The 20974-nt window shown below is 67.8% G+C and carries 22 protein-coding genes; 8 read left to right on the top strand and 14 right to left on the bottom strand.

What is annotated here, in order from left to right:
* Nucleotides 1-3: 3 nt before the first annotated feature.
* On the top strand, nt 4-1023 hold the full coding sequence (locus DA1_RS26925; protein WP_034391671.1) for a Bug family tripartite tricarboxylate transporter substrate binding protein: 1020 nt from the start codon (nt 4-6) through the stop codon (nt 1021-1023).
* Between the two features lie 39 nt (nt 1024-1062).
* Here DA1_RS26925 and DA1_RS26920 read toward each other — a convergent pair whose 3' ends face one another.
* Nucleotides 1063-1746, bottom strand: a complete 684-nt coding sequence (locus DA1_RS26920; protein WP_034391668.1) for a GntR family transcriptional regulator — start codon at nt 1744-1746, stop codon at nt 1063-1065.
* 167 nt (nt 1747-1913) lie between these two features.
* Here DA1_RS26920 and DA1_RS26915 point away from each other — a divergent pair, with 167 nt between their 5' ends.
* From DA1_RS26915 to DA1_RS26905, 3 genes are all read left to right on the top strand, one after another.
* Nucleotides 1914-2312, top strand: a complete 399-nt coding sequence (locus tag DA1_RS26915; protein ID WP_012204485.1) for a carboxymuconolactone decarboxylase family protein — start codon at nt 1914-1916, stop codon at nt 2310-2312.
* A 10-nt stretch (nt 2313-2322) separates the two neighbouring features.
* Nucleotides 2323-3186: an NAD(P)-dependent oxidoreductase gene (locus DA1_RS26910; protein WP_026062100.1), complete on the top strand. Its 864-nt coding sequence runs from the start codon at nt 2323-2325 to the stop codon at nt 3184-3186.
* A 138-nt stretch (nt 3187-3324) separates the two neighbouring features.
* Nucleotides 3325-4308 (top strand): tripartite tricarboxylate transporter substrate binding protein BugD, encoded by a 984-nt coding sequence (locus tag DA1_RS26905; protein ID WP_034391666.1) that lies wholly within the window; start codon nt 3325-3327, stop codon nt 4306-4308.
* Between the two features lie 174 nt (nt 4309-4482).
* On the opposite strand, the gene DA1_RS26900 is transcribed toward DA1_RS26905, so the two are convergent.
* The 3 genes from DA1_RS26900 to DA1_RS26890 are packed head-to-tail and all read right to left on the bottom strand — an operon-like array spanning nt 4483 to nt 6386.
* Nucleotides 4483-4695 (bottom strand): DUF2788 domain-containing protein, encoded by a 213-nt coding sequence (locus DA1_RS26900; RefSeq protein WP_012204482.1) that lies wholly within the window; start codon nt 4693-4695, stop codon nt 4483-4485.
* A gap of 56 nt (nt 4696-4751) precedes the next feature.
* Nucleotides 4752-5585 carry a DUF2189 domain-containing protein gene (locus DA1_RS26895; RefSeq protein WP_034391664.1) on the bottom strand — a complete coding sequence of 278 codons (834 nt, stop codon included), beginning with the start codon at nt 5583-5585 and terminating at the stop codon, nt 4752-4754.
* A 30-nt stretch (nt 5586-5615) separates the two neighbouring features.
* A complete protein-coding gene (locus tag DA1_RS26890) occupies nt 5616-6386 on the bottom strand; it encodes an HAD family hydrolase (protein WP_034391662.1) in 771 nt (256 codons plus the stop codon).
* A 91-nt stretch (nt 6387-6477) separates the two neighbouring features.
* Between DA1_RS26890 and hemH the strand changes: the two genes are divergently transcribed.
* From hemH to DA1_RS31085, 4 genes are all read left to right on the top strand, one after another.
* The gene (hemH, locus tag DA1_RS26885) at nt 6478-7575 is read left to right on the top strand and encodes a ferrochelatase (RefSeq protein ID WP_034391660.1); all 1098 of its coding nucleotides are present in this window, start codon (nt 6478-6480) and stop codon (nt 7573-7575) included.
* Between the two features lie 146 nt (nt 7576-7721).
* Complete coding sequence (locus tag DA1_RS26880; protein ID WP_034391658.1) at nt 7722-8696, top strand: sulfurtransferase; 975 nt, start codon at nt 7722-7724, stop codon at nt 8694-8696.
* Nucleotides 8697-8787: 91 nt separating this feature from the next.
* The gene (locus DA1_RS26875; RefSeq protein WP_034391656.1) at nt 8788-9885 is read left to right on the top strand and encodes a YeeE/YedE thiosulfate transporter family protein; all 1098 of its coding nucleotides are present in this window, start codon (nt 8788-8790) and stop codon (nt 9883-9885) included.
* Between the two features lie 11 nt (nt 9886-9896).
* Nucleotides 9897-10070, top strand: coding sequence for a hypothetical protein (locus DA1_RS31085; RefSeq protein ID WP_012204476.1), 174 nt, complete (start codon nt 9897-9899; stop codon nt 10068-10070).
* A 25-nt stretch (nt 10071-10095) separates the two neighbouring features.
* Here the strand turns inward: DA1_RS31085 and DA1_RS26870 are convergent, their stop codons facing one another.
* The 10 genes from DA1_RS26870 to DA1_RS26825 all read right to left on the bottom strand — a co-directional run.
* Nucleotides 10096-11091, bottom strand: coding sequence for a rhodanese-like domain-containing protein (locus DA1_RS26870; protein WP_034391653.1), 996 nt, complete (start codon nt 11089-11091; stop codon nt 10096-10098).
* A 109-nt stretch (nt 11092-11200) separates the two neighbouring features.
* Nucleotides 11201-12109 (bottom strand): alpha/beta fold hydrolase, encoded by a 909-nt coding sequence (locus tag DA1_RS26865; RefSeq protein WP_034398301.1) that lies wholly within the window; start codon nt 12107-12109, stop codon nt 11201-11203.
* Between the two features lie 65 nt (nt 12110-12174).
* Complete coding sequence (locus DA1_RS26860) at nt 12175-14379, bottom strand: 3-hydroxybutyrate oligomer hydrolase family protein (RefSeq protein WP_034398300.1); 2205 nt, start codon at nt 14377-14379, stop codon at nt 12175-12177.
* A 52-nt stretch (nt 14380-14431) separates the two neighbouring features.
* Nucleotides 14432-15499, bottom strand: a complete 1068-nt coding sequence (locus DA1_RS26855) for a branched-chain amino acid ABC transporter permease (protein WP_034398299.1) — start codon at nt 15497-15499, stop codon at nt 14432-14434.
* Between the two features lie 13 nt (nt 15500-15512).
* Complete coding sequence (locus DA1_RS26850) at nt 15513-16505, bottom strand: branched-chain amino acid ABC transporter permease (RefSeq protein WP_034391650.1); 993 nt, start codon at nt 16503-16505, stop codon at nt 15513-15515.
* Entirely contained in the window at nt 16502-17251 is a 750-nt protein-coding gene (locus DA1_RS26845) for a branched-chain amino acid ABC transporter ATP-binding protein (RefSeq protein ID WP_016454051.1), read from the bottom strand. Before DA1_RS26845 ends, DA1_RS26850 begins: the two co-directional genes overlap by 4 nt.
* Complete coding sequence (locus DA1_RS26840) at nt 17248-18030, bottom strand: ABC transporter ATP-binding protein (protein WP_034391648.1); 783 nt, start codon at nt 18028-18030, stop codon at nt 17248-17250. Before DA1_RS26840 ends, DA1_RS26845 begins: the two co-directional genes overlap by 4 nt.
* 3 nt (nt 18031-18033) lie before the next feature.
* Nucleotides 18034-19236: a substrate-binding domain-containing protein gene (locus DA1_RS26835; RefSeq protein ID WP_034391645.1), complete on the bottom strand. Its 1203-nt coding sequence runs from the start codon at nt 19234-19236 to the stop codon at nt 18034-18036.
* Between the two features lie 267 nt (nt 19237-19503).
* Nucleotides 19504-20529 carry a methionine synthase gene (locus tag DA1_RS26830; RefSeq protein ID WP_034391642.1) on the bottom strand — a complete coding sequence of 342 codons (1026 nt, stop codon included), beginning with the start codon at nt 20527-20529 and terminating at the stop codon, nt 19504-19506.
* A 104-nt stretch (nt 20530-20633) separates the two neighbouring features.
* On the bottom strand, nt 20634-20974 hold a 341-nt coding region (locus tag DA1_RS26825), incomplete at its 5' end, for a putative oxygenase MesX (RefSeq protein WP_155737671.1).

Here is a 20974-nt window from a genome sequence, read left to right as displayed (position 1 = left end):
GACATGCCTTCGCGCGACTTTCTTCACCACGCAGACCTGCCCCTGCTCGGCCGCCGCCAACTGCTGGCCGGCACGGGCGCCATGGCCCTGTCGGGCCTGCTGCCTGCGGCCGCGCTGGCGCAGGACGCCTGGCCCACGCGCCCCATCCGCTTTGTCGTGCCCTTTGCGCCGGGCGGCAGCTCGGAAATCGTGGCGCGCTCCACGGCCGCCGAGCTGTCCAAGACCCTGGGCCAGAACGTCTTCGTGGACAACAAGCCCGGCGCGGCCGGCAACATCGCCATGCAGGAAGTGGCGCGCGCCGATGACCAGAGCACCGTCATCCTGGGCCACATCGGCACGCTGGCCGTCAATCCCTACATCTTCGACAAGCTGCCCTACGACGCGAACAAGGACTTCCAGCCCGTCAGCCTGCTGGCCAAGGTGCCCAGCCTCTACGTGGTCCACCCCGATGTGCCGGTCAAGAACCTGCGCGAACTCATCGCCTACGCCAAGAAGAAGCCCGGCCAGCTCAGCTACGGCTCGGCCGGCAATGGCAGCGCCGGGCACCTGGCCTTCGAGTACCTGAAGATGACGGCCGAGATCTTCATGCTGCACGTGCCCTATCGCGGCACGGGGCCGATGATGACGGACCTGATGTCGGGCCGCCTGGACGCCGCCTCGGTCGGCGCTGCCGCCCTGCTGCCCTTCATCAAGGCAGGCAAGGTGCGCTGCATCGCCACGGGATCGACCCAGCGCCTGCCCCAGTTGCCCGACGTGCCCACCGTGGCCGAGCAGGGCTTCCCTGGCTTCGAGATGACGCAGTGGTACGGCATGCTCGCCCCCTCCAGCATGACCCGAGCCCACGTGGACAAGCTGGCCGCCGAATGCGCCAAGGCCGTCAAGGCGCCGGACGCGCTCAAGCGCCTGCAGGGCGATGCGGCCGAGCCCATCGGCAGCACGCCCCAGCAGTTCGCGCAGTTCATTGCCACCGAGCAGGCACGCTGGCAAAAGGTGCTCAAGCGCGCCCAGGTCAAGCCGGACTGAGCGCACACGGACTGACACCCCCAGGCACAGGCCCCGGCATCAGCTGGCCGGGCCTGCCTTCTCGGCCATGGCGCGCAACACGCCCTGGCCGGCCTTTTGCACATGCTCGGCGCTCAGGCGCGCAGCCTGGTCCGCGTCGCCCTGCTCTATCGCCGCCACGATGGCATCCAGCTCGGCCAGCGTCTGCGGCAGGCGCCCGGGCTGGGACATGGAGATGCGCCGCAGCACCGTCACGCGGTTGTTCAGCTGCCGCAGCATCTGGCCGGCCACCAGATTGCCGCAGCCCTCGATCAGGATGTCGTAGAACTGGTTCTTGATCGCCAGCAGGGCCACCTTGTCGCTGGCCACGGCGGGCACGGCCAGCTCGCCCAGCTTGGCACGCAGCGCGGCGCGCTGGCCTGCCGAGGCATGCAGCGCAAAGCCCCGGCTGGCCAGCCCCTCCAGGCTGGCCCGCACCTCGTAGATATCGCGCACCTCCTGCACCGAGATGTCCGTGACCTCGGGGCCCCGGTGCGGAACGATGGTGATCAGCCCCTCGGCCTGCAGGTGCTGCAGCGACTCGCGCAGGCACGAACGGCTCACATCAAGGCTCTCGCACAGTTCGCGCTCGGACAGCTTCTGGCCCGGCGCAAACACGCCATCGAGGATGGCCGTGCGCAGGGTCTGCGTCGTGCGCAGGCGCAGCGACGTTTCTTCGCGGGGGACACGCAGCATCTGGTTCATGGGACGAATCCTACCCGCCAATCCAGGGGCCGGACGGACTGACGGATTGTCATACACACACCTGGCCCGGCAGGCAATCCCGATTTTCATCAAGTAGGATTGTCTGACAATCTGATTAAATCCACTCCACCGAAAGACATCTTCACCGCCTTCCATCAGGAGTTTTCATGACCCGAGCCTATGCACCCAAGAACCCTGCCCTCTTCGACCAGGGCCTGTCCACCCGCCGTGAGGTGCTGGGCGCCGAGTATGTCGATGCGTCCATCCAGAACGCCACGGACTTCAACATCGACATGCAGGAGCTGGTCACCCAGTACTGCTGGGGCGATGTCTGGAACCGCCCCGGCCTGGACCGCAGGACGCGCTCCTTCCTGAACCTGGCCATGATCACGGCGCTGAACCGCCCGCATGAACTCAAGCTGCATGTGCGCGGCGCCATCAACAACGGCCTGACCAAGGAAGAGGTCAAGGAAGTCTTCCTGCAGACCGCCATCTACTGCGGCGTGCCGGCCGCCATCGACTCCTTCCGCGTGGCTTCGGAAGTCTTCAAAGAGATGGACATCTGAGGCACGCAGCATGACCACCATAGGATTCATCGGCCTCGGAATGATGGGCCAGCCCATGGCCCACCTGCTGCATGCCGCAGGGCACGCCCTGGTCATCCGGGACGCCGTTCCCGCCGCCACCGCACGATTCGCGCAGGAGCATGCGGGCGTGGCCGTGGCATCCGGCGCGGCCGACTTTGCCGGCTGCAGCGTGGTCTTCACCATGCTGCCCGACTCCCGCATCGTCGATGCCGTGGTCGGCGAACTGGCACCGCACCTGCCGCCCGGCGCCTGCATCATCGACATGAGCTCAGCCGACCCCAACCGCACGCGCGCGCTGGCCGGCCTGCTGGGCGAGCGCGGCATCGGGCTGCTGGATGCGCCGGTCTCCGGCGGCGTCAAGCGCGCCATTGCGGGCACGCTGTCCATCATGGTCGGGGGCGATGCGGACCTGCTCGCCCAGCACCTGCCGCTGCTGCAACGCATGGGCCAGGCCATCACCCATGTCGGACCCGTGGGCGCAGGCCATGCGCTCAAGGCGCTGAACAACTATGTCTCGGCAGCGGCCCTCATCGCCACGGCCGAGGCCATCCATGCAGGCGCGGCCTTCGGCATTGCGCCGGCCACCATCGTGGACGTGATCAATGCCTCCACCGGCAAGAACAACACCACCGAAAACAAGGCCCACCAGTTCATGCTGAACGGCGCCTTCAACTCGGGCTTCTCGCTGGCGCTGCAGGCCAAGGACGTGGGCATTGCCCTGTCGCTGGGCCAGGCCATGCACACGCCCATGGCACTGGCCGAACAGGTCAGCGCCATGGCGGCCGAGGCCTCCAGGTCCCTGGGACCCGCCGCCGACCACACCGAGCTGTACAGGTACGTGGCCCCGGCCTGAGCCTGAGCCTGCGCCGTCTCGCCGTCGTCAAGGGCCGCATGCGGCCCTTGCCTTCCTGCCTCACGCCACCAAACACGCCACCGACAACCGGCCGCACAGAGCCGGCGGCCCCTGCACGCGCCTCCAGGAGACAAACCCATGCGCCCCCTCATCCGCAATCCCCTCGCCCAGACCCTTCTCGCCGCCGCGCTGGCAGCGGCCAGCCTTGCCGCCCAGGCCTTCCCCAACAAGCCCGTCACCATCGTCGTTCCCTACGCGGCCGGAGGCTCCACCGACGTGCTGGCCCGCGTGCTGGCCGAGGCCATGACGCGCGACCTGGGCCAGCAGGTCATCGTCGAGAACCTGGGCGGCGCCGGTGGCACCATCGGCACCAGCCGCGTCACACGTGCCCAGGCCGACGGCCACACCCTGCTGCTGCACAACATGGGCATTGCCACGGCACCCGCGCTCTACAGCAAGCTCGCTTTCGATGTGAGGCGCGACCTGGAACCCATCGCGCTGGCCGGCGACGTACCCATGATCCTGGTGCGCAGCAAAGGCTTTGCGCCCGCCACGCTGGCGGACTTCATCGCCCACATGAAGGCCAAACCGGGCGAAGTGCGCTTCTCGCATGCCGGCGTAGGCGCCACCTCCCACCTGTGCGCCATGCTGCTGCTGCAGACCACCTCCACCGAAGCCACCCTGGTGCCCTACCGTGGCACGGGCCCGGCCCTGCAGGACCTGGTGGCAGGCAATGTCGATGTCATCTGCGACCAGCCCGTGGCCACCGGCCCGCACATACAGGCGGGCATGCTCAAGGGCTACGCCGTCGCCACGCGCGAACGCCTGCCCTCCCTGCCAGATGTGCCCACCTTCGCGCAGGCCGGCCAGCCCGGCTTCGAGCTTGCCGTATGGCACGGCCTGTACGCCCCGCGAGGCACGCCCCAGGCCGTCATCGAGCGCCTCAACAAATCCCTGCGCACCGCCCTGTCCGAACCCGCCCTGGTCAAGCGCTTCACGGACATGAGCGTCATCATCCCGCCCGCAGACCGCCTCACCCCCGACGCCCTGCGCCAGCACACCGCCGCAGAAATCAAGCGCTGGGACCCGGTGATCAAGGCTGCGGGGGCCAAGGCGGAATAGAGGCGCAGCAAGGAGCAGGCAGGCCAGGAAGATAGGCGCGCTGAGCAGGGCACAAAAACCCGACGCAGCCCAAAGCCTGGGACACCGAGCAAGGGCCGCCCCGCCGCGAGGGTGTCGTCCCCCTCCCGCGAAGCGAGAGAGGGGGAAGCCGCGCAGCGGCTCAGGGGGTGACGATCATTTTTCCATCCACCACTGGATGACGATCTTGGCGATGTAGCCGACAAAGCCCACGCCCAGGCCCAGGAAGATCACGAAGGTGCCGAACTTTCCTGCCTTGGACTGGCGCGCCAGCTGCAGGATGATGAACACCATGAAGAGGATGAAGGCCCCCACGCCATAGGTGAGGAAGAAATGGGCGATCTGTTCTTCTGTATACCCGAATATCACGACAACACCGTCCTACATCCTCTCCTGCAGGCCCGGCCGGTCCGGGCCCGCCCGGCTCAACGCGCCGGAAAGGCCGACGCATCGACCAGATCGCGGTACGCGTGCCAGCTCGCGTGCCCCAGCAGGGGCATCACGGCCACCAGTCCCAGCAGCCAGCTGCCCAGGCCCAGCAGGGTCAACAACACAATGAGGGCGGCCCACAGTGCCAGAGGCACAGGGTTGGCCAGCACGGCCAACCAACTGGTCAGCACGGCCTGGCGCACCGTCACCCGCCTGTCCAGCATCAGCGGCATGGCCACCACGCTGGACGCAAAAATAGGCGCTGCCAGAAAACTGCCCAGCGCCAGCCATATCGCAAACAACTGCCCGTCGCGGGCCAGCACCACGTGCTGCACGAAATCCGCCGGAGTGGCGATGCGCACGGGCGAGAGCACGGTGATCAGCGAGGCCGACACCAGCACCCAGCCCGTGGCCGCCAGCGACAGCAGCAGCCCGAACTGCACCAGGCACCAGTAGCCGCCCTGCCCCTCAGCCTTGGACGCGTGGCCGCTTTGCCAGCGCATCCAGGTGCTGCGCACCAGGGACAGGTCGGCGCGCTCGCCACGCTCCAGCGCACGGCTGATGGCGTAGAGGCTGGTTGCCACGACAGGGCCGACGATCAGGAACCCCGACAGGGCCCCGGCCATCAGCCAAAAGCGATTGTGCCCCAGCGTCAAGATCAAAAACCCGATCAAGGTCAAGACCAGGCCATGAGCCAGGCTCAGCCAGGGTGCCCTGGCCATGTCGCGCGCGCCACGCGCCAGCCAGCTCAGGGGGTGTTTCCAGCCGATGCTGCGCACGGCGGGGAGGACGGGGGGGTGGAAGAAAGCGGTGCTGTGGCTGGTGGGCATGGCATGGCGCGGCTTCGCGGGCAGGCAGGGTCAGCTGTCAGCCAGCCCCTGGCACAACTGCGCAAGGCTGGCCACCGTGACGTGGGGCGTGGACCCCTCGTGAGGCCATGCTACGCCCGTGCGGTTGAGCCAGACTGCGTGCATACCCGCATCCATGGCGCCCAGCGCATCGAGTCGCGCGTCGTCGCCAATGTGCAGTACCTCGTCAGGCGCCACGCCTGCCGCTGCCGCTGCCGCGTGGAAAAAGCGCACATCGGGCTTTGCCATGCCGGCCTTGCTGGCGCTCAGCGCGGCATGGAAATGCTCGCCGATGCCCACCACATGCACGCTGGCGTTGCCATTGCTCAAGGCCACCACGGGCCAGCGCGCGGCCAGGAACTGCAGGGCGGGCAGCGCGTCCTCGTACAGGTCCACGCGCTGGCGCTCGGCAAAGAAGATATCGAAGGCCGTTTCCGCCAGGCCGCCATCGTCGCCATTGCGCTGCAGCGCCAGGCGGATGGACTCGCGGCGCAGGCCGCTCAGGTCATGGGCCAGGTCGGGACGATCGCGCTCGATCTGCACGCGGATGGCGCGCACGGCGGCCACGTCGCGCAGCGCCGCGGCAGTGGCCGGCGCATGGGTGTGCAGCCAGTCCAGCAGCACCTGTTCGGCACGCGAGATGGCCGGCCACACAGGCCACAGCGTGTCATCCAGATCGATGGATATGGCGCGGATGCGGCCGCTGCGGCGCAACTGCTGCAAGGCGGTCAGTGCAGGGGCAAATGAGGATTCGGCGAGGGGGGCGATGGTGGCTTGGGACATGGTTCGAGCATAGCGAAGGCAGCCGTTGCCGGCAGCAGCCGGGTCATCCGACTCGCGCGGCAGGCGGCTCCGTCCTGCCACAATCGGCCCCATGCCTTCCCGCTTCGCGCCAGAACCTCCATTCCGCCACGACCAACCCCAGCGCACCGCCGTGCTGCTGTGCAACCTTGGAACGCCCGACGCGCCCACGGCCCCGGCCGTGCGCCGCTACCTGGCGCAATTCCTGGGCGACGACCGCGTGGTCGAGATCCCCAGGATTGCCTGGCTGCCCATCCTGCACGGCATCATCCTGCGCACGCGGCCGGCCAAGTCGGCGGCCAAATACGCCACCGTCTGGCATGAGAAGGACGGCTCCCCCCTTCAGCACTGGAGCGCGCGCCAGGCCCTGCTGCTGCGCGGCTGGCTGGGCGAGGCCGGGCACAACGTGCTGGTGCGCCATGCCATGCGCTACGGCAACCCGTCCATCCCCAGCGTGCTCGATGCCCTCAAGGCCGAGGGCGCCACGCGCATCCTCATCCTGCCGCTGTACCCGCAGTACTCCGGCACGACCACGGCCAGCGTGTTCGATGCGGTCTATGACTGGGCCCGCACCCAGCGCCATATTCCCGAGCTGCGCTTCGTCAACCGCTACCACGACGATGCCGCCTACATCGACGCGCTGGCCCAGCGCATCGAGGCCCACTGGCGCGGCAACGGCCGTGGCGAGAAACTGGTCATGAGCTTTCATGGCGTGCCCGAGCGCACGCTGCACCTGGGCGACCCCTACCACTGCGAATCGCGCAAGACCGCACGCCTGCTGGCCGAGCGCCTGGGCCTGTCGCCCTCGCAATACCTGGTGACCTTCCAGTCGCGCTTTGGCAAGGCCAAATGGCTGGAGCCCTATACCGAGCCCTCGCTGATCGAGCTGGCACGCAGCGGCACCAAACGGGTGGACGTGGTCTGCCCCGGCTTCACCAGCGACTGCCTGGAAACGCTGGAGGAAATCAGCCAGGAAGCGCGCGAGGCCTTCATGCATGCGGGCGGCGAGCAGTTCGAGTACATCGCCTGCCTCAACGACAGCGCACCCTGGATCACGGCGCTGAGCCGCATCGCCCAGCAGCATATGCAGGGCTGGCCCACGCAGAAGGCGCCGCAGGCCGAACTGGACGCCAGCCTGGAGCGCGCCAAGGCCGTGGGCGCACAGCGCTGAGGCCGTTCTGCATCTTCTGCGCCGCGCCATATAACCCTGCCTCATGAGCAGAATGCATAAGCGTCTTTGTATATAGATGCTGCAAGCGGGACAATTGCACTCCAGTTGCTTGTTCCGCCGGTCTTCCATGACCGGCCCCAGCCATCATGACCAAGACCTTTTCCCCCGCTCTGCGCCTGGCGGCCCCGCTGCTGGCGCTCGGCCTCGCCTGCACCGCCTTCGGCACGGCCCACGCCGCCGAACCCCTGCTCACCCCTGCCGGCATGCAGGCCGCCGCCGGCCAGGACGCCGTGCGCATCATCGACATCCGCGATCCCAAGTCCTATGGCGAGCGCCACATTCCCGGTGCGCTCAACGCCCCCTACGGCAAATGGCGCGGCCCCGCCACCAACCCTGGTGAACTGCCCGAGCTGCCCAAGCTCACCGAACTCGTGCAGTCCCTGGGGCTGACGCCGGCCACCCACGCCATCGTGGTCTCCACGGGCGCGGACGCCACCGACTTCGGCGCCGCAGCGCGCGTGTACTGGACGCTCAAGCTCCTGGGCCTCAAGGAGCTGTCCGTGCTCAACGGCGGCATGAAGGCCTGGAACGAGCAAAAGCTCCCGCAGGACAACGAGGCCGTCAAAGTGGCCCGCAGCAGCTACCAGCCCCAGCTCGACACCAGCCTGATCGCCACGCGCGAGGACGTGGGCCAGCACGTCAGGCTCAGCAACGCCGCCCTGGTGGACTCGCGCCCCGACGCCTTCTACCAGGGCAAGACCCGCGCCCCGGCCGCCAAGCTCTCGGGCACCTTGCCCGGCGCGCAGCAGCTGGACTTCAACCAGTGGTTCGTGCCCGGCACTTCCACCTTTGTCGATACCGCCACGGCCAAGCAGATCGCGGCCAAGGTCAAGCGCGAGCACGGCCAGGACATGGTGGCCTTCTGCAACACCGGCCACTGGGCAGCCACCGACTGGTTCGGCCTGTCCGAAGTCGCGGGCCTGCCGGGCGTCAAGCTGTATGCGGGCTCCATGGTGGACTGGACGCAGCAGGCCGATGCGCCGCCCATGGCCAACCAGCCCGGCCGCGCCGAATCCCTGGCCTACGACGCCAAGCAGTGGTGGGAAAAAAAGTTCAAATAAACACCCCCTGAGGCGCTTCGCGCCTTCCCCCGTGGCACGGCGCCTCTCTACCCGCTTCGCGGGGGAGGGCGACTGCATGGAGAAAAATGATATGAAACGACTTCCTCTTGCGGCCATCCTGGCCGTTTTCTTTGGCTGGCTGCTGTGGAGCGTCTCGGTGCGCCAGGCCGCGCTGTTCGCCGTGGGCCTGGGCCTGGGCGCGGTGCTGGCCGGCAAGCGCTTCGGCTTCACCACGGGCTGGCGCATGCTGATCGAGGACAAGGACGCCAGCGGCGTCTTCGGCCAGTTGCTGCTGCTGGCGCTGGCCGCCGCGCTGGCCATGCCGCTGCTGGGCCACTATCCCGAACTCACGGCCGCCCTGGGCCCGCCCAGCATCAGCCTGCTGATAGGCGCCTTCGTCTTCGGCCTGTGCATGCAGATCGCGGACGGCTGCGGCAGCGGCACGCTGTACAAGGCCGGCATGGGCATTCCCATGAACGCGGCCATCCTGCCCGTGTTCGCCATCGGCAGCTTCCTGGGAAGCCTGCACCTGGGCTGGTGGCTGGACCTGGGCAACACCCAGCCCGTGGGCCTGGTCACGGCCTGGGGCTGGGCCCCTGCCCTGCTGGCCACGCTGGCGGCGCTGGCCGTGGTCGCGCTGGGCGTGGCCTGGTATGTGCGTGGCGCCAACATGGCACTCAAGCGCCCGGCCAAGCCGCTGTTCGTGCGCAAGTGGGTGGTGGGTGCCGTGCTGCTGGCCGTGCTGGCCACGCTCAACCTCGTCATTGCGGGCCAGCCCTGGGGCGTGGTCTACGGCTTCGGCCTGTGGGCCGCCAAGATCGCCAACGCCACAGGCGCCGTGGACCTGGCTGGCAACTGGTTCTGGAGCCAGCCCGGCAACGCCGCGCGCCTGCACGAGACCGTGCTGCTGGACGTGACCAGCATCACCAACATCGGCATCCTGGGCGGCGCCCTGTGGGTGGCTGCCGCCAAGCCCGTCAATGCCAAGCCGCTCACGGGCACGCAATGGATGGTGGCCCTGGTGGCCGGCCTGGTGCTGGGCTACAGCTCGCGCCTGGCCTTCGGCTGCAATGTGGGCGCCATGCTCTCGGGCATCTCCACGGGCAGCATCCACGGCTGGATCTGGGTGCCGCTGGCGTTTGCCGGCACCATCTTCGGCCTGCGCATCCGCCGCCACTTCAATTTCTGAGAGGACCTGCCATGACACAGCAAAACACCCTGCGCGCGGTCTTCTGGGCCGTGCTCGTCCTCTTCCTGGCCTGGGACCACCTGCACTCGCCCCCCGTGGACCTGCGCTTCGAGGCGCCGCTGATTGCGGCCGGCTCGGGCAAGGCCACGCAAGGCGGGCACTGCTCGATGCCGGCGGGCAAATAGGCCAAGGCCAAGGTCAAGGTCAAGGTCAGGGCACGCTGGGCGCCGGCCCCTCGTCCGCGCTGGCCGTCACGGGCAGCGGCGCGGTTTCCACGTCGAAGCCAGCCGCCTGCCAGGCCTTGAGGCCGCCCACCAGCGGGCGCACGTTGGCAAAGCCGGCGCGCTGCAGCTGGCGCGCCAGGCGGGCGGCGGATATCTCGTTGGGGCAGTCGCAGTAGATCACCAGCCCGTGGGGATGGTCGTGCTGGGGCAGCAGGTGCGCATGCGACTCGCCGCCATCGCGCGGGCGCAGCTCCCAGGACTGGGCGCCGGGGATATGGCCCTGGCGGTACTGCGGCAGAGCGCGCACATCGATCACCGTGGGCTCCATGCCCTGGGCGTGCAGGCCCGCCAGTTCGCGCACCGACATGCGCGGCATGCGCAATGAACGCACCATGCGATGGCGCTGCCACCACTTGCGCACGATGAACAGCCCCAGCGCCACGCCCAGCAGCAACAGGCCCCACTGGCCCAGCGCCGTGAGCACGCCCAGCAGGTCTTCCACCGTGGAGCTGAACAGCGAGCCCAGGTACACGGCCGAGCCTACCCAGATCAGCGCACCCAGCCCGTCATACAGCACAAAGCTGCGCAGCGGCGTGCCCATCACCCCGGCCAGCGCGCTGGCGATGGAGGCAAACCCCGGCACGAACTTGGCCACCAGCAGCGACCTTGCGCCCCAGCGGCCATAGACGGTCTCGGTCTGGCGGATGCAGGCATCGGGCGACAGCGAGATGCGGCAGATGCGCCCCAGCACCCGGTGGCCGTAGACCTTGCCGGCCTGGTACCAGAACAGGTCGGCAATCAGCGCCGCGCTCACGGCCACGGCCACCAGCCACAGCAGGCGCACCCAGTCGGCGCCTTCCAGCGCGCCGGTCACGACCAGCACCGGGTAGGCCGGAATCGGCGCACCCAGTTGTTCGACGAACACATTGAGAAAGACGATGCCGAAGCCGTACTCGCGGATCAGCTCCACCAGAAAACCCATGTCAGGCCTCTCTTGCCCAGACGGTGCCCGCGCCCGAAAAGAAGGCGAGGCTGCACCCGTCGCAAATGCTAGCGCGGCAGCAACATCCGCGCCCGGCCCGGGTTGATGCTCAGCCGCGCTGCAGATGCTCCAGCACCCATTGCCAGTGCGCGGGCACGTTCAGCGCCGGCGCATGGCCGCAGCCGGGCACCTCCTGCCAGTGCAGCAGGCCGCGCGCGCCGGGGCCGCGCGTGGTCATTTCCCGGGCCACCTCGGGCAGCACCAGGTCCGAGTCCACGCCGCGCAGCAGCAGCACGGGGATCTCCAGCGCGTCGTAGTGCGGCCAGATGCCGTAGTCGTCGTCATGGGCCGTGAACTGCTCGATCATGGCCGGGTCGTAGTGCGGCGTGACGCGCCCATCGGGCAGGCGGCGCACGCTGGTCTCGGTGAGCTTGCGCCACTCGGAGTCGCTGAGCCAGCCATAGGGCCGGTAGGCCTGGCGAAAGAACGCCTCCAGCTCGCCCACGGTGTCGAAGGCCGGCGGCTCGCCCGCATAGGCCTTGATGCGTGCCAGCGCCGACTCGGCCAGCTGCGGCGCGTTGTCATTGAGCACCAGCGTCGCAATGCGTGCGCGCAGCGACGGCTCGAACAGGCCCGATGCGCAGACCGTGCCGATCGCCCCGCCCATGGACGTGCCCACCCAGTGCGCGCGCTCCAGCCCCAGCGCATCGAACAGCCCGCGCGCAATGCGGGCGTAGAAGCCCAGCCGGTATTCCTCGCGCGGCGTGCGGCTCCACTGGCTCAGGCCCCGGCCCGGCGTGTCGGGGCAGATCACGCGCCAGCCCTGGCCTGCCAGGAACTGCGCCAGTGCATCCATATCACGCCCCGTGCGTGCCAGCCCGTGCCAGGCGACGACGGTGCCCGCTGGCGCCACATCGGGCGCGGGCTGCCAGTCCATGTAGTGGATCTCGTAGCCCGCGCATTGCATGTAGCAGGAAGCGGGTACGGGCGCGGATGAGGAAGATGCTTTGGAAGCCATGGGAGAAATCTCTGCTGTGCAGGAGCGGCCGGCCGCCTTGGCCGCCGGCCGCTCCAGGGCCTGGCTCACTCAGGAATGCGGATCAGCCCGTCGCTGACCTCGATGGTGTTGGCCGTGCTGGGCCGCGCCACGAAGGGCGGCACCTGGGCCGCCGTGATGGCGGGCGCCGCGCCCGGCTGGCCGCCGCGCGGCGTGGTGCGCACCACCTGGCTGGCCGGCAGTGCCGTGCTGCTGCGCAGGTTGGCCCACACGGCATCCATGGCCTGGTTGAAGTACGGATGCAGCGGCACAAAGCGCGTGTCGAAGCCGGAGAACGGCAGGAAGGCATCGAAGTGCTGGGCATTCACCACCTCGATATAGCGCAGCCGCGTGTTGCTGCCGTCCAGCCCCCGGTTGAGCACCGTGTAGGCGCGCGCATTGTGGTTGACCGGCACCAGCGCATCGCTGCGGCCCGCCACGATGATGGTGGGCTTGCCGCGCAGCTTGGCGGTGTGCAGCACCTCGGCAATGCCGGCGCGCACGGCGTCGCTCTGGGCACGCGTGGGCACGCTGCTTTCGGAGAGATTGAAGCCGGTCACCGGATCGAAGCCCGTCACCAGCGCGTGCTGGCACAGCGCGTTGTCCAGGCCCAGGTCGGCCACGCGCGTGGAGGGCGACACGGCAAACTGCCAGGCCTTGGCCCCGCCCACCGAGTCGTTGTAGACCACCGTGGCGGGCGTGCCGTTGGCCGTGCCATTGGCCGTGGCAAAGCTCTGGGCCAGCGCAGCCCCCGTGGCGGGCACCACGTCGCCCGTGGCATTGGCGGCCGCAAAGCTGGTGCGGCACAGGTTGGCATCCACGCCAAACCGGCCATAGGCCATGGTGTACATGGCCGACAGGATGGGGCCGTTGCCCAGCGCGTAGTGGGCGTTGTGCATGCGGTCGTGGTCACGCGTCCAGCCGTACAGGCGCAGCTTGCTCAGTGCATTGGCGGCGCGGTCGGCCGTGGTGGCGCCGATGACCAGGCCCTTGGCGGCCAGGCTGGTGCAGCGTGCCTCGGCCCGCGCCGTCATGGCGGTGAGGCCTATGTAGTTGAAGATGGATGTCTCGGTCAGCGCCGCATCGGGGGCCAGCGCCGCGCAGGGCTGGTAGATGTTGCCGTAGGTGGTGTACTCGGCCAGCGTGCGGCCCGGGTTGGGCATGGTCGCATTGCCCACGGCAATGGTGTAGCCCTGGCGCGTGGGCATCTCGGTCACGGGTTCGGAGGCCACCACGCCGTCGATCAGGCCGTCCGCATCCAGCTCGGCCGCGCGCAGCACGGCCGCGCCGCCGTTGGAGGCCGAGCCCGCCAGCACCAGCGTGTTGTCCTTGCCGAAGGGCACGGGGTCCTGCGTGGTGCCATAGCGGGCATTGAGCACGTACAGCGCATAGCGGGCCGCGGCCAGGGTGTCGTTGCCCCAGTCCTTTTCAGGGTTCTGCTGGGAGTGCGCGTGCTTGATGGCAATGCGGTTGGGAAACGCAGCGTTGTAGGCGGCGCGCGCCGCATCGGTCAGCCGTGCGGCAAAGAAGGACAGGCTGCCCGCATCCGTGCGCGTGGCGCGCGTGCCGTCCAGCTTGTTGACGGTGTCGTCGCTCAGGTTGTGCAGGCCCACGCCCTTGCCCGCATCGGTCAGCGCCACGGCGCAGCCCTTCTTCAGGCCCCACTCGCCCGCCGTGCCGATGGCGCCATACACGCCGCGCGAGCCCGAGGACGGGCCCAGCACGATGCAGGGCCGATTGCGGTCAAAACTGTCCGGCACCTGCACGGCCACCATGGTCTGCTTGCGGCCCGTGCCGTCGTCCAGCACGGCCAGGTACTCGCGCCCGGGGATCAGCCCTTCGCCCGCAGTCACTTGCCCATTGGCCGTGATGTTGGGGCCGTACAGCGTGCCGTAGCCGCCGCCCGCCGTGGGGTCCAGGATGCCCCGGTAGTTGGAGTACAGCGCATTGCGCCGCAGCTCCGCCGCCGTGGGATTGGCAGGGTCCGCGTACAGGGGCGCGGCCGCGGCGCCCAGGCCCGTCTTGCCCAGGCCGCCCGTCAGCAAGTCCTGCGTGGCCGCCGTAGCACCCGTGCCGGTGGCCGTGGCCGGATACACCGTGGCGCCCAGTTCGGTAAAGCCCTTGGGCAGGTCGTTGCTGGGTTCATGCTCGCCGCTGCCGCAGGCTGCCAGCGCGGCCGCCGCCAGCGCCGTGAAGGCCCAGCGCCAGGGGGTTGCAGGAATCGACGACACCATCTCTTCACGCTTCAACATGCCCATCTCCTTGTGGTAGTTCTCTGATGCACGAATGCGCCAGGGGCCCTGGTCAGGCTCCGGCGCGGGAAGAACGCAGACGCCCCACGACGCCCGTGGGGAAATAGTAGACCGACAACACAAACAGCACGCCCAGCCACAGCAGCCAGCGGTCGGGCGACAGCAGCGCGGCCAGCCAGGGCAGGCTGTGCGCGGCCTCGCTGGCCACGCGCAGCAGGTCCTGCAGATAGCTCTGGGCGATGAGGAACAGCACCGAGCCGATCGCCGCGCCATAGATGGTGCCCATGCCGCCGATCACCACGATCAGCAGGCAGTCCATCATGATCTCGAACGACAGCGAGGTATCTGGCCCGTTATAACGCAGCCACAGCGCCAGCATGGCCCCGGCCACACAGGCGAACAGGGCCGACAGCACGCTGGACAGCGTGCGGTACACCACCACCCGGTAGCCGATGGCCTCGGCACGGAACTCGTTCTCGCGGATGGCCTGCAGCACGCGGCCGAACGGGGAATTGACGATGCGCAGCAGCGCCAGCACCAGCGCCACGGCCAGCACGAACAGCAGGTAGTAAGTGATGATGCGCCCGTCGATCAGCACGCCCAGCACCTCGTTCTCGAACGGCTCGAAGCTGGGCGACAGCCACTCGGGCAGCTTGAAGCTCAGCCCGTCCTCCCCGCCCGTCCATTCCGACAGCTGAGAAGCCAGCGTCTGGAACGCCGCCGCCACGGCCAGCGTGATCATGGCAAAGAAGATGGCCCGCACCCGCAGCGAGAACAGGCCGATGGCCAGCGACAGCAGCAGCGACACCAGCAGCGCCGCGGCCAGGCCCAGCGCCAGCGCACCCCAGCCCGCGCCCATGCGCGACGATGCAATCGCCACGCCATAGGCGCCAATGCCGAAGAACATGGTGTGCGCAAAGCTCACGATGCCGGTGTAGCCCAGCAGCAGATCGAAGCTGGCCACCAGCACAACGAAGATCAGCACCTTGGCCGCCACGTTCAGCGCCTTCACGCCAGGGAACACGAAGGGCGCTGCCGCCAGCCCCACGAAGATCAACAGCAGCAGCACCGCCAGCACGCGGCTGCGCGGCAGGTCGCCGGAAAGCAATCGGTTGAGCATGTCGATCACTCCTTCAGCGGTTGGCCACCGGGTACACGCCCTGCGGGCGCCACAGCAGGATGGCCACCATCAACGCAATGTTGGAAAACAGCGCCACCTTGGGCACCAGGAACCCCGTGTAGTTGGCCATCAGCCCCACCAGCAGCGCGCCGATCAGCGCCCCGCCCGTGCTGCCCAGCCCGCCGATGATGATCACGATGAAGATCAGCACATTCACCTGCGCCCCCATCTGCGGCACCACGCTCTGCTGGTACATGCCCCACATCACCCCGCCCAGCCCGGCCAGGGCCGAGCCCGCCACGAACACGCCCACGAACAGGCGGCGCACGCGGTAGCCCAGGGCCTCCACCATCTCGCGGTCCTGCACGCCGGCGCGGATCAGCAGGCCGATCTTGGTGCGCGACAGCGTCCACGCCAGCAGGGCAAACACCGCCAGCCCCACCAGCACGGCCACCACGCGGTACTTTTCCACGGCGGCATCGCCCAGCAGCCAGGCGCCCTTCATGCCCTGGGGCAGCGGCAGCGGAATCTGCTGCGGGCCCCAGATGAGCTTGATCAGTTCCTCGCCGATGATCATGCCGCCCATGGTGATCAGGATCTGCTTGAGATGCTGGCCGTACACGGGCCGCACGATGAAGCGCTCGAACGCCAGCCCGATGGCGCCCGCCACCAGCATGGCCACCACCATCGCCGGCAGCACGGCCAGCAGGTTGCGCCACAGCTGCTCGGACCCTGTCCAGTCGCCCATGGCACCCAGCACGCTGGTGGCCACGAAGGCACCCAGCGCGATGAACACGCCGTGGCCGAAGTTCAGCACGTCCATCAGCCCGAACACCAGCGTCAGCCCCGAGGCGATGATGAACACGATCATCCCCATGGCCAGCCCCGCCACCGTCAGCGTCAGCCAGGTCGAGGCCGAGCCCACCAGCGGCAGCGCCACCAGGGCCAGCACGGGCACCAGCAGCAGCGGCTTGAAATCCACATCCAGCCTGTTCAGCTTGTTCATAGCGAAAGCCCCAGCAGCGACTGCTGCAACGCCGCGTCTGCCGAGAACTCGGCCATGCCGCCCGCGTGCACCACGCGGCCGTTGTCCATCACCGCCACGCGGTCGCCCAGGCGGCGCGCAAAGCCCAGGTTCTGCTCCACCAGCACAATCGTCGTGCCGCCCGCCTTGAGCTGGGCGAAGGCCGCGATCATGTTCTCGATGATGGCCGGTGCCAGGCCCTTGCTGGGCTCGTCCACGATCAGCAGGTCGCGCGGCTCCACGATGGCGCGCGCCACCGCCACCATCTGCTTTTGCCCGCCCGACAGCTTGCCGGCCGGGTGGTTCCAGAACTTCTCCACGGCCGGGAACATGCCGAAGATCCACTGCAGCCGCTGCGCGTCCATGCGGTCGGCGCGCGAGGCGCCGCGCGCGGCCAGCAGCAGGTTTTCCTGCACCGTCAGGTCCGCGAAGATGCCCATGTTCTCGGGCACATAGGCAATGTTCAGCCGCGCGATCGCGGGCGTGGGCAGGGCCGTGATGTCGGCCCCGCCAAAGGCGATGCGCCCCTGGCTGGCCCGCCACAGGCCCATGATGGTGCGCAGCGTCGTCGTCTTGCCCGCACCATTGCGCCCCAGCAGCATGGTCAGCTGCCCGCGCGGCACGGCCAGGTCCACGCCATGCAGGATGTGATAGGCCCCGATATGCGTGTGCACGCCCGACAGTTCGAGCAGGTTGGGGTTTGGGTTGAGGTTGGCGGCAGCGCTCATGCGGCCTCCTTCACGGCGCCCTGCTCCGGCATCACACCCAGGTAGGCCTGCTGCACCACAGGCGAGGCAATGACCTCGGCCGGCGGCCCATCGGCCACCAGCGTGCCATTGGTCAGCACGATGATGCGGTCGGCCAGCTCGCGCACCACATCCATCTTGTGCTCCACCAGCAGGATGATCTTGCTGCGGTCCTGCTTGAGCTTGCGTATCAGGTCCAGGATCACCGGCGCCTCGTCATGGCTCATGCCCGCCGTGGGCTCGTCGAACATATAGACCTGGGGTTCCAGCGCCATCAGCAAGGCCACCTCCAGCTTGCGCTGGTCGCCATGCGGCAGCGCGGCCACGGCCTCGTCGCGCCGGGCGGACAGGGCCACCTGGTCGAGGATGTGCAGCGCCCGCTGCGTCAATGCCCGGTGGTCGCTCCAGATGCTCCACAGGTTCAGGCCGCGCCGGTGCGGGCCCTCGTCACGCGCCTGCACGGCCAGGCGCACGTTCTCCAGCACGCTCAGGTGCGGGAACAGATTGGTGAGCTGGAACGCCCGCCCCAGCCCGGCCCGCGTGCGCGCCGAAGGGGCCAGCCCCGTCAGCTCGCACCCGCCCAGCAGCACGCGCCCGGCAGTGGCCTTGAGCTGCCCCGAGATCAGGTTGAAATACGTGGTCTTGCCCGCCCCGTTAGGCCCCACGATGGCCGTCAGCGTGCCCGGCTCGAAAGCGCAGCTCACGCCGTTGACGGCCACATGGCCCCCGAAGCGGATGGTGAGATCCTCTGTGCGCAACATTGCTCAGCGGCCGTTGCGGATGGGAACCTGCATCTCCTCGGGCTTGATCTCGCGCACCAGCTCGGGCACGCCCCAGGCCAGCGCCGGGTCCACGCGGATCTTGAAGTGGTACATGCTCTGCAGGGCCTGGTGGTCTTCCTTGCGGAAGGTCATCTGGCCTTTGGGCGTGTCGAAGCTCATGCCCTCCATGGCCTTGATCAGACCGTTGGTCTTGGTGTCTCCACCTGTCTTCTTGAGCGCCGTCACGATGGCCATGGCCGCTGAGAAACCGCCCGCCGTGAAGAAATCCGGCGGCGTCTTGTACTGCTTGTAGTGCATGGACACCAGCGCCTCGTTCACCGAGTTCTTGGGAATGCCGTAGTAGTAGTACGTGGCACCCTCCATGCCCGGCAGATTCTTGTAGGCCGCCATGGCGGGCAGGATGTTGCCGCCCGTGGCGATCTCGATCCCGTAGCGCTTGAGATCCATGTCCGCGATCTTGAACGGATTGCCCGCCCCGGCCCACACGATCCAGATGATCTTCCTGCCCGGCTGGTCCTTGAGCTTGTCGATCAGCCGCTGCGCTCCTGCCGTGAAATCCGTGGTGGCGGCAGGCAGGTACTCCTCATGCGCCAGCTTGCCCTTCTTGATGGCGTCCTTGAAGGCCTTCACCCCGTCGCGGCCGAAGGCGTTGTCCTGGGCCAGCGTGGCAATCGTCACGCCCGCCTTGTCGATGGCCACCGCATTGCTGATGGCGTCCTGGCTGGAATTGCGGCCCGTGCGGAAGATGTACTTGTTCCACTTGTCGCCCGTGATCGAATCGGCCACGGCCGGCTCCACCAGCAAAATCTTCTTGTACTCCTCGGCCACCGGCAGCATAGCCAGCGCCACGCCGGACGACGTGGGCCCCACGGCCAGATCGGCCTTGTCATCGGAATACGCCGTGGCCAGCAGGCTCTTGCCCAGGTCGGGCTTGCCCTGGTCGTCCTTCTCGATCACCACCAGCTTTTTGCCATTCACCGCCATGCTGCCGCCCGTGGCGTACTCCAGCCCCATCAGCAGCCCCGCCTGGGTCTGCTTGCCATAGGCCTCCAGCGCGCCGGTCTTGCTGTAGACGTGGGCAATGCGGATCTCGCCCTGCTGGGCCATGGCGGCAGGAGCCGCAGCGGCCATGGTGGCCATGGCGGAGAGTGCGAGGGCGGAATGCAGGAAGGGGCGGCGTTGCATGGTTTGTCTCCTTGGGTTGGCGGCTGGGCTGGCGCCCGCTGCTTTTGTGGGGAGGGACCATGCATGCTTTGTGCCAGGCAGGCCCAGGCGGGCCAAGCAGGCGCAATGGCAGGCTCGGGCAGAGCACGGGCAGCGAATGCCCAACTATTGAACAGATTCAGTGTCTTTGTTTCAGACAGTTGCCTGAATCTGATACAGGGCAAACCATGAACCCCTGGCATCCCTGGCATCCCTGGCATCTTCCCCTGCGCTTGGCCACGCAGGGCATCAGGCCTTGGCGAGCCGCTCCTTTGCCAGCTTCGTGCCTTCTGCCAGCGCCTTCAGCTTGCGCCACGCCACGTCCCGGCCCATGGGCGCCAGGCCGCAGTTCGTGCAGGGGAACAGCCGCTCCTTCGGCACGAACTCCAGTGCCCGGCCGATGGTGTCCGCCACCTCCTCGGGTGTCTCCACCACGTCGCTGGCCACGTCGATCACGCCGACCATCACGTCCTTGCCGGCCAGCAGCCTCATCAGGTCGGGCGGCACATGGGAGTGGATACATTCCAGGCTCACCTGGTCGATGCGGCTCCTGGCCAGCGCGGGAAACACCGTCTCGTACTGGCGCCATTCCTCGCCCAGCGTGCTCTTCCAGTCCGTATTGGCCTTGATCCCGTAGCCGTAGCAGATATGCACGGCCGTCGTGCAGGTCAGGCCCTGCGCTGCGCGCTCCAGCGCCTGCACGCCCCAGTCGGCGGCATCCTTCATGTAGACATTGAAGGCGGGCTCGTCGAACTGGATGATGTCCACGCCGTCGGCCTGCAGCGCCAGGGCCTCCTGGTTGAGCAGCTCGGCAAAGGCGAAGGCCATCTTGACCTTGTCGCCATAGAAGCGGTCCGCCACGGTATCGACGATGGTCATCGGGCCGGGCAGCGTGAACTTCAGCTTCTTCCTGGTGTGCGCACGCGCCAGCTGCGCCTCGAAGGCATGCACGCGGCCCTTCAGGCGCAGGGCGGCAACCACCTGCGGCACCATCGCGTCGTAGCGGTTGTCGCGGATGCCCATCTTCACCTTGTTGTCGAAGTCGATGCCCTCCACCTGCTCCAGAAAGCCATGCACGAAATGCTGGCGCGACTGCTCGCCGTCGCACACGATGTCCAGGCCTGCATCTTCCTGGGCCTTGATCCACAGCAGGGTTGCATCGGCCTTGGCCTGGCGAAGCGCATCGCCCTCGGCCTGCCACTGGGGCCAGAGCTTGTTGGTTTCGGCCAGCCAGGCTGGCTTGGGCAGGCTGCCGGCGATAGAGGTTTCAAACATCGGAGAATTCCTTCAAGGCAAAGAGGGGTGGTGCCAGCGTACTTCAGGAGCGTTGTCCCAAGCCGCTGTGCAATCAATGAAAAATGGTCTGTCTGTCTGGCCGGTCAGAGCGCGCAATCGGCAGCCCATTGCTCAAGAACATTCCTGTACGGCTTGATGAAATGCTCCTGCGCAAACCTGCCCTGCTTGACGGCCAGCTGGCTGCGCTCTTCACGGTCATAGACAATCTGCGTCAACGAGTAATCATGGTTCTTCAGGCTCGGCTGATAGATTTTTCCTGCCGCGCAATTGGCGTTGTAGATCTCGGGGCGATAAATCTTCTGGAAGGTTTCCATGGTACTGATGGTGCCGATCAACTCGAGATTCGTGTAGTCGGCCAGCAGGTCACCCTGAAAATAGAAAGCCAGGGGTGCAACGCTATTGGGCGGCATGAAAAATCGAACCT

It is taken from the genome of Delftia acidovorans NBRC 14950, from assembly GCF_001598795.1.
GTDB lineage: Bacteria > Pseudomonadota > Gammaproteobacteria > Burkholderiales > Burkholderiaceae_C > Comamonas > Comamonas acidovorans.
The sequence above is the reverse complement of the archived record's forward strand: the minus strand, read 5'-3'. Positions and strand labels throughout refer to the sequence as shown.

Excerpts from the sequence above, each read along its gene's own strand:
- DA1_RS31085 (WP_012204476.1), top strand. The coding sequence starts at position 9,897 with ATGACACAGCAAAACACCCTGCGCGCGGTCTTCTGGGCCGTGCTCGTC.
- DA1_RS26850 (WP_034391650.1), bottom strand. The coding sequence starts at position 16,505 with ATGAACAAGCTGAACAGGCTGGATGTGGATTTCAAGCCGCTGCTGCTG.
- DA1_RS26830 (WP_034391642.1), bottom strand. The coding sequence starts at position 20,529 with ATGTTTGAAACCTCTATCGCCGGCAGCCTGCCCAAGCCAGCCTGGCTG.
- DA1_RS26925 (WP_034391671.1), top strand. The coding sequence starts at position 4 with ATGCCTTCGCGCGACTTTCTTCACCACGCAGACCTGCCCCTGCTCGGC.
- DA1_RS26865 (WP_034398301.1), bottom strand. The coding sequence starts at position 12,109 with ATGGCTTCCAAAGCATCTTCCTCATCCGCGCCCGTACCCGCTTCCTGC.
- DA1_RS26905 (WP_034391666.1), top strand. The coding sequence starts at position 3,325 with ATGCGCCCCCTCATCCGCAATCCCCTCGCCCAGACCCTTCTCGCCGCC.
- DA1_RS26870 (WP_034391653.1), bottom strand. The coding sequence starts at position 11,091 with ATGGGTTTTCTGGTGGAGCTGATCCGCGAGTACGGCTTCGGCATCGTC.
- DA1_RS26880 (WP_034391658.1), top strand. The coding sequence starts at position 7,722 with ATGACCAAGACCTTTTCCCCCGCTCTGCGCCTGGCGGCCCCGCTGCTG.
- DA1_RS26855 (WP_034398299.1), bottom strand. The coding sequence starts at position 15,499 with ATGCTCAACCGATTGCTTTCCGGCGACCTGCCGCGCAGCCGCGTGCTG.
- DA1_RS26845 (WP_016454051.1), bottom strand. The coding sequence starts at position 17,251 with ATGAGCGCTGCCGCCAACCTCAACCCAAACCCCAACCTGCTCGAACTG.
- DA1_RS26860 (WP_034398300.1), bottom strand. The coding sequence starts at position 14,379 with ATGTTGAAGCGTGAAGAGATGGTGTCGTCGATTCCTGCAACCCCCTGG.
- DA1_RS26840 (WP_034391648.1), bottom strand. The coding sequence starts at position 18,030 with ATGTTGCGCACAGAGGATCTCACCATCCGCTTCGGGGGCCATGTGGCC.
- DA1_RS26835 (WP_034391645.1), bottom strand. The coding sequence starts at position 19,236 with ATGCAACGCCGCCCCTTCCTGCATTCCGCCCTCGCACTCTCCGCCATG.
- DA1_RS26875 (WP_034391656.1), top strand. The coding sequence starts at position 8,788 with ATGAAACGACTTCCTCTTGCGGCCATCCTGGCCGTTTTCTTTGGCTGG.
- hemH (WP_034391660.1), top strand. The coding sequence starts at position 6,478 with ATGCCTTCCCGCTTCGCGCCAGAACCTCCATTCCGCCACGACCAACCC.
- DA1_RS26890 (WP_034391662.1), bottom strand. The coding sequence starts at position 6,386 with ATGTCCCAAGCCACCATCGCCCCCCTCGCCGAATCCTCATTTGCCCCT.
- DA1_RS26910 (WP_026062100.1), top strand. The coding sequence starts at position 2,323 with ATGACCACCATAGGATTCATCGGCCTCGGAATGATGGGCCAGCCCATG.
- DA1_RS26915 (WP_012204485.1), top strand. The coding sequence starts at position 1,914 with ATGACCCGAGCCTATGCACCCAAGAACCCTGCCCTCTTCGACCAGGGC.
- DA1_RS26920 (WP_034391668.1), bottom strand. The coding sequence starts at position 1,746 with ATGAACCAGATGCTGCGTGTCCCCCGCGAAGAAACGTCGCTGCGCCTG.
- DA1_RS26895 (WP_034391664.1), bottom strand. The coding sequence starts at position 5,585 with ATGCCCACCAGCCACAGCACCGCTTTCTTCCACCCCCCCGTCCTCCCC.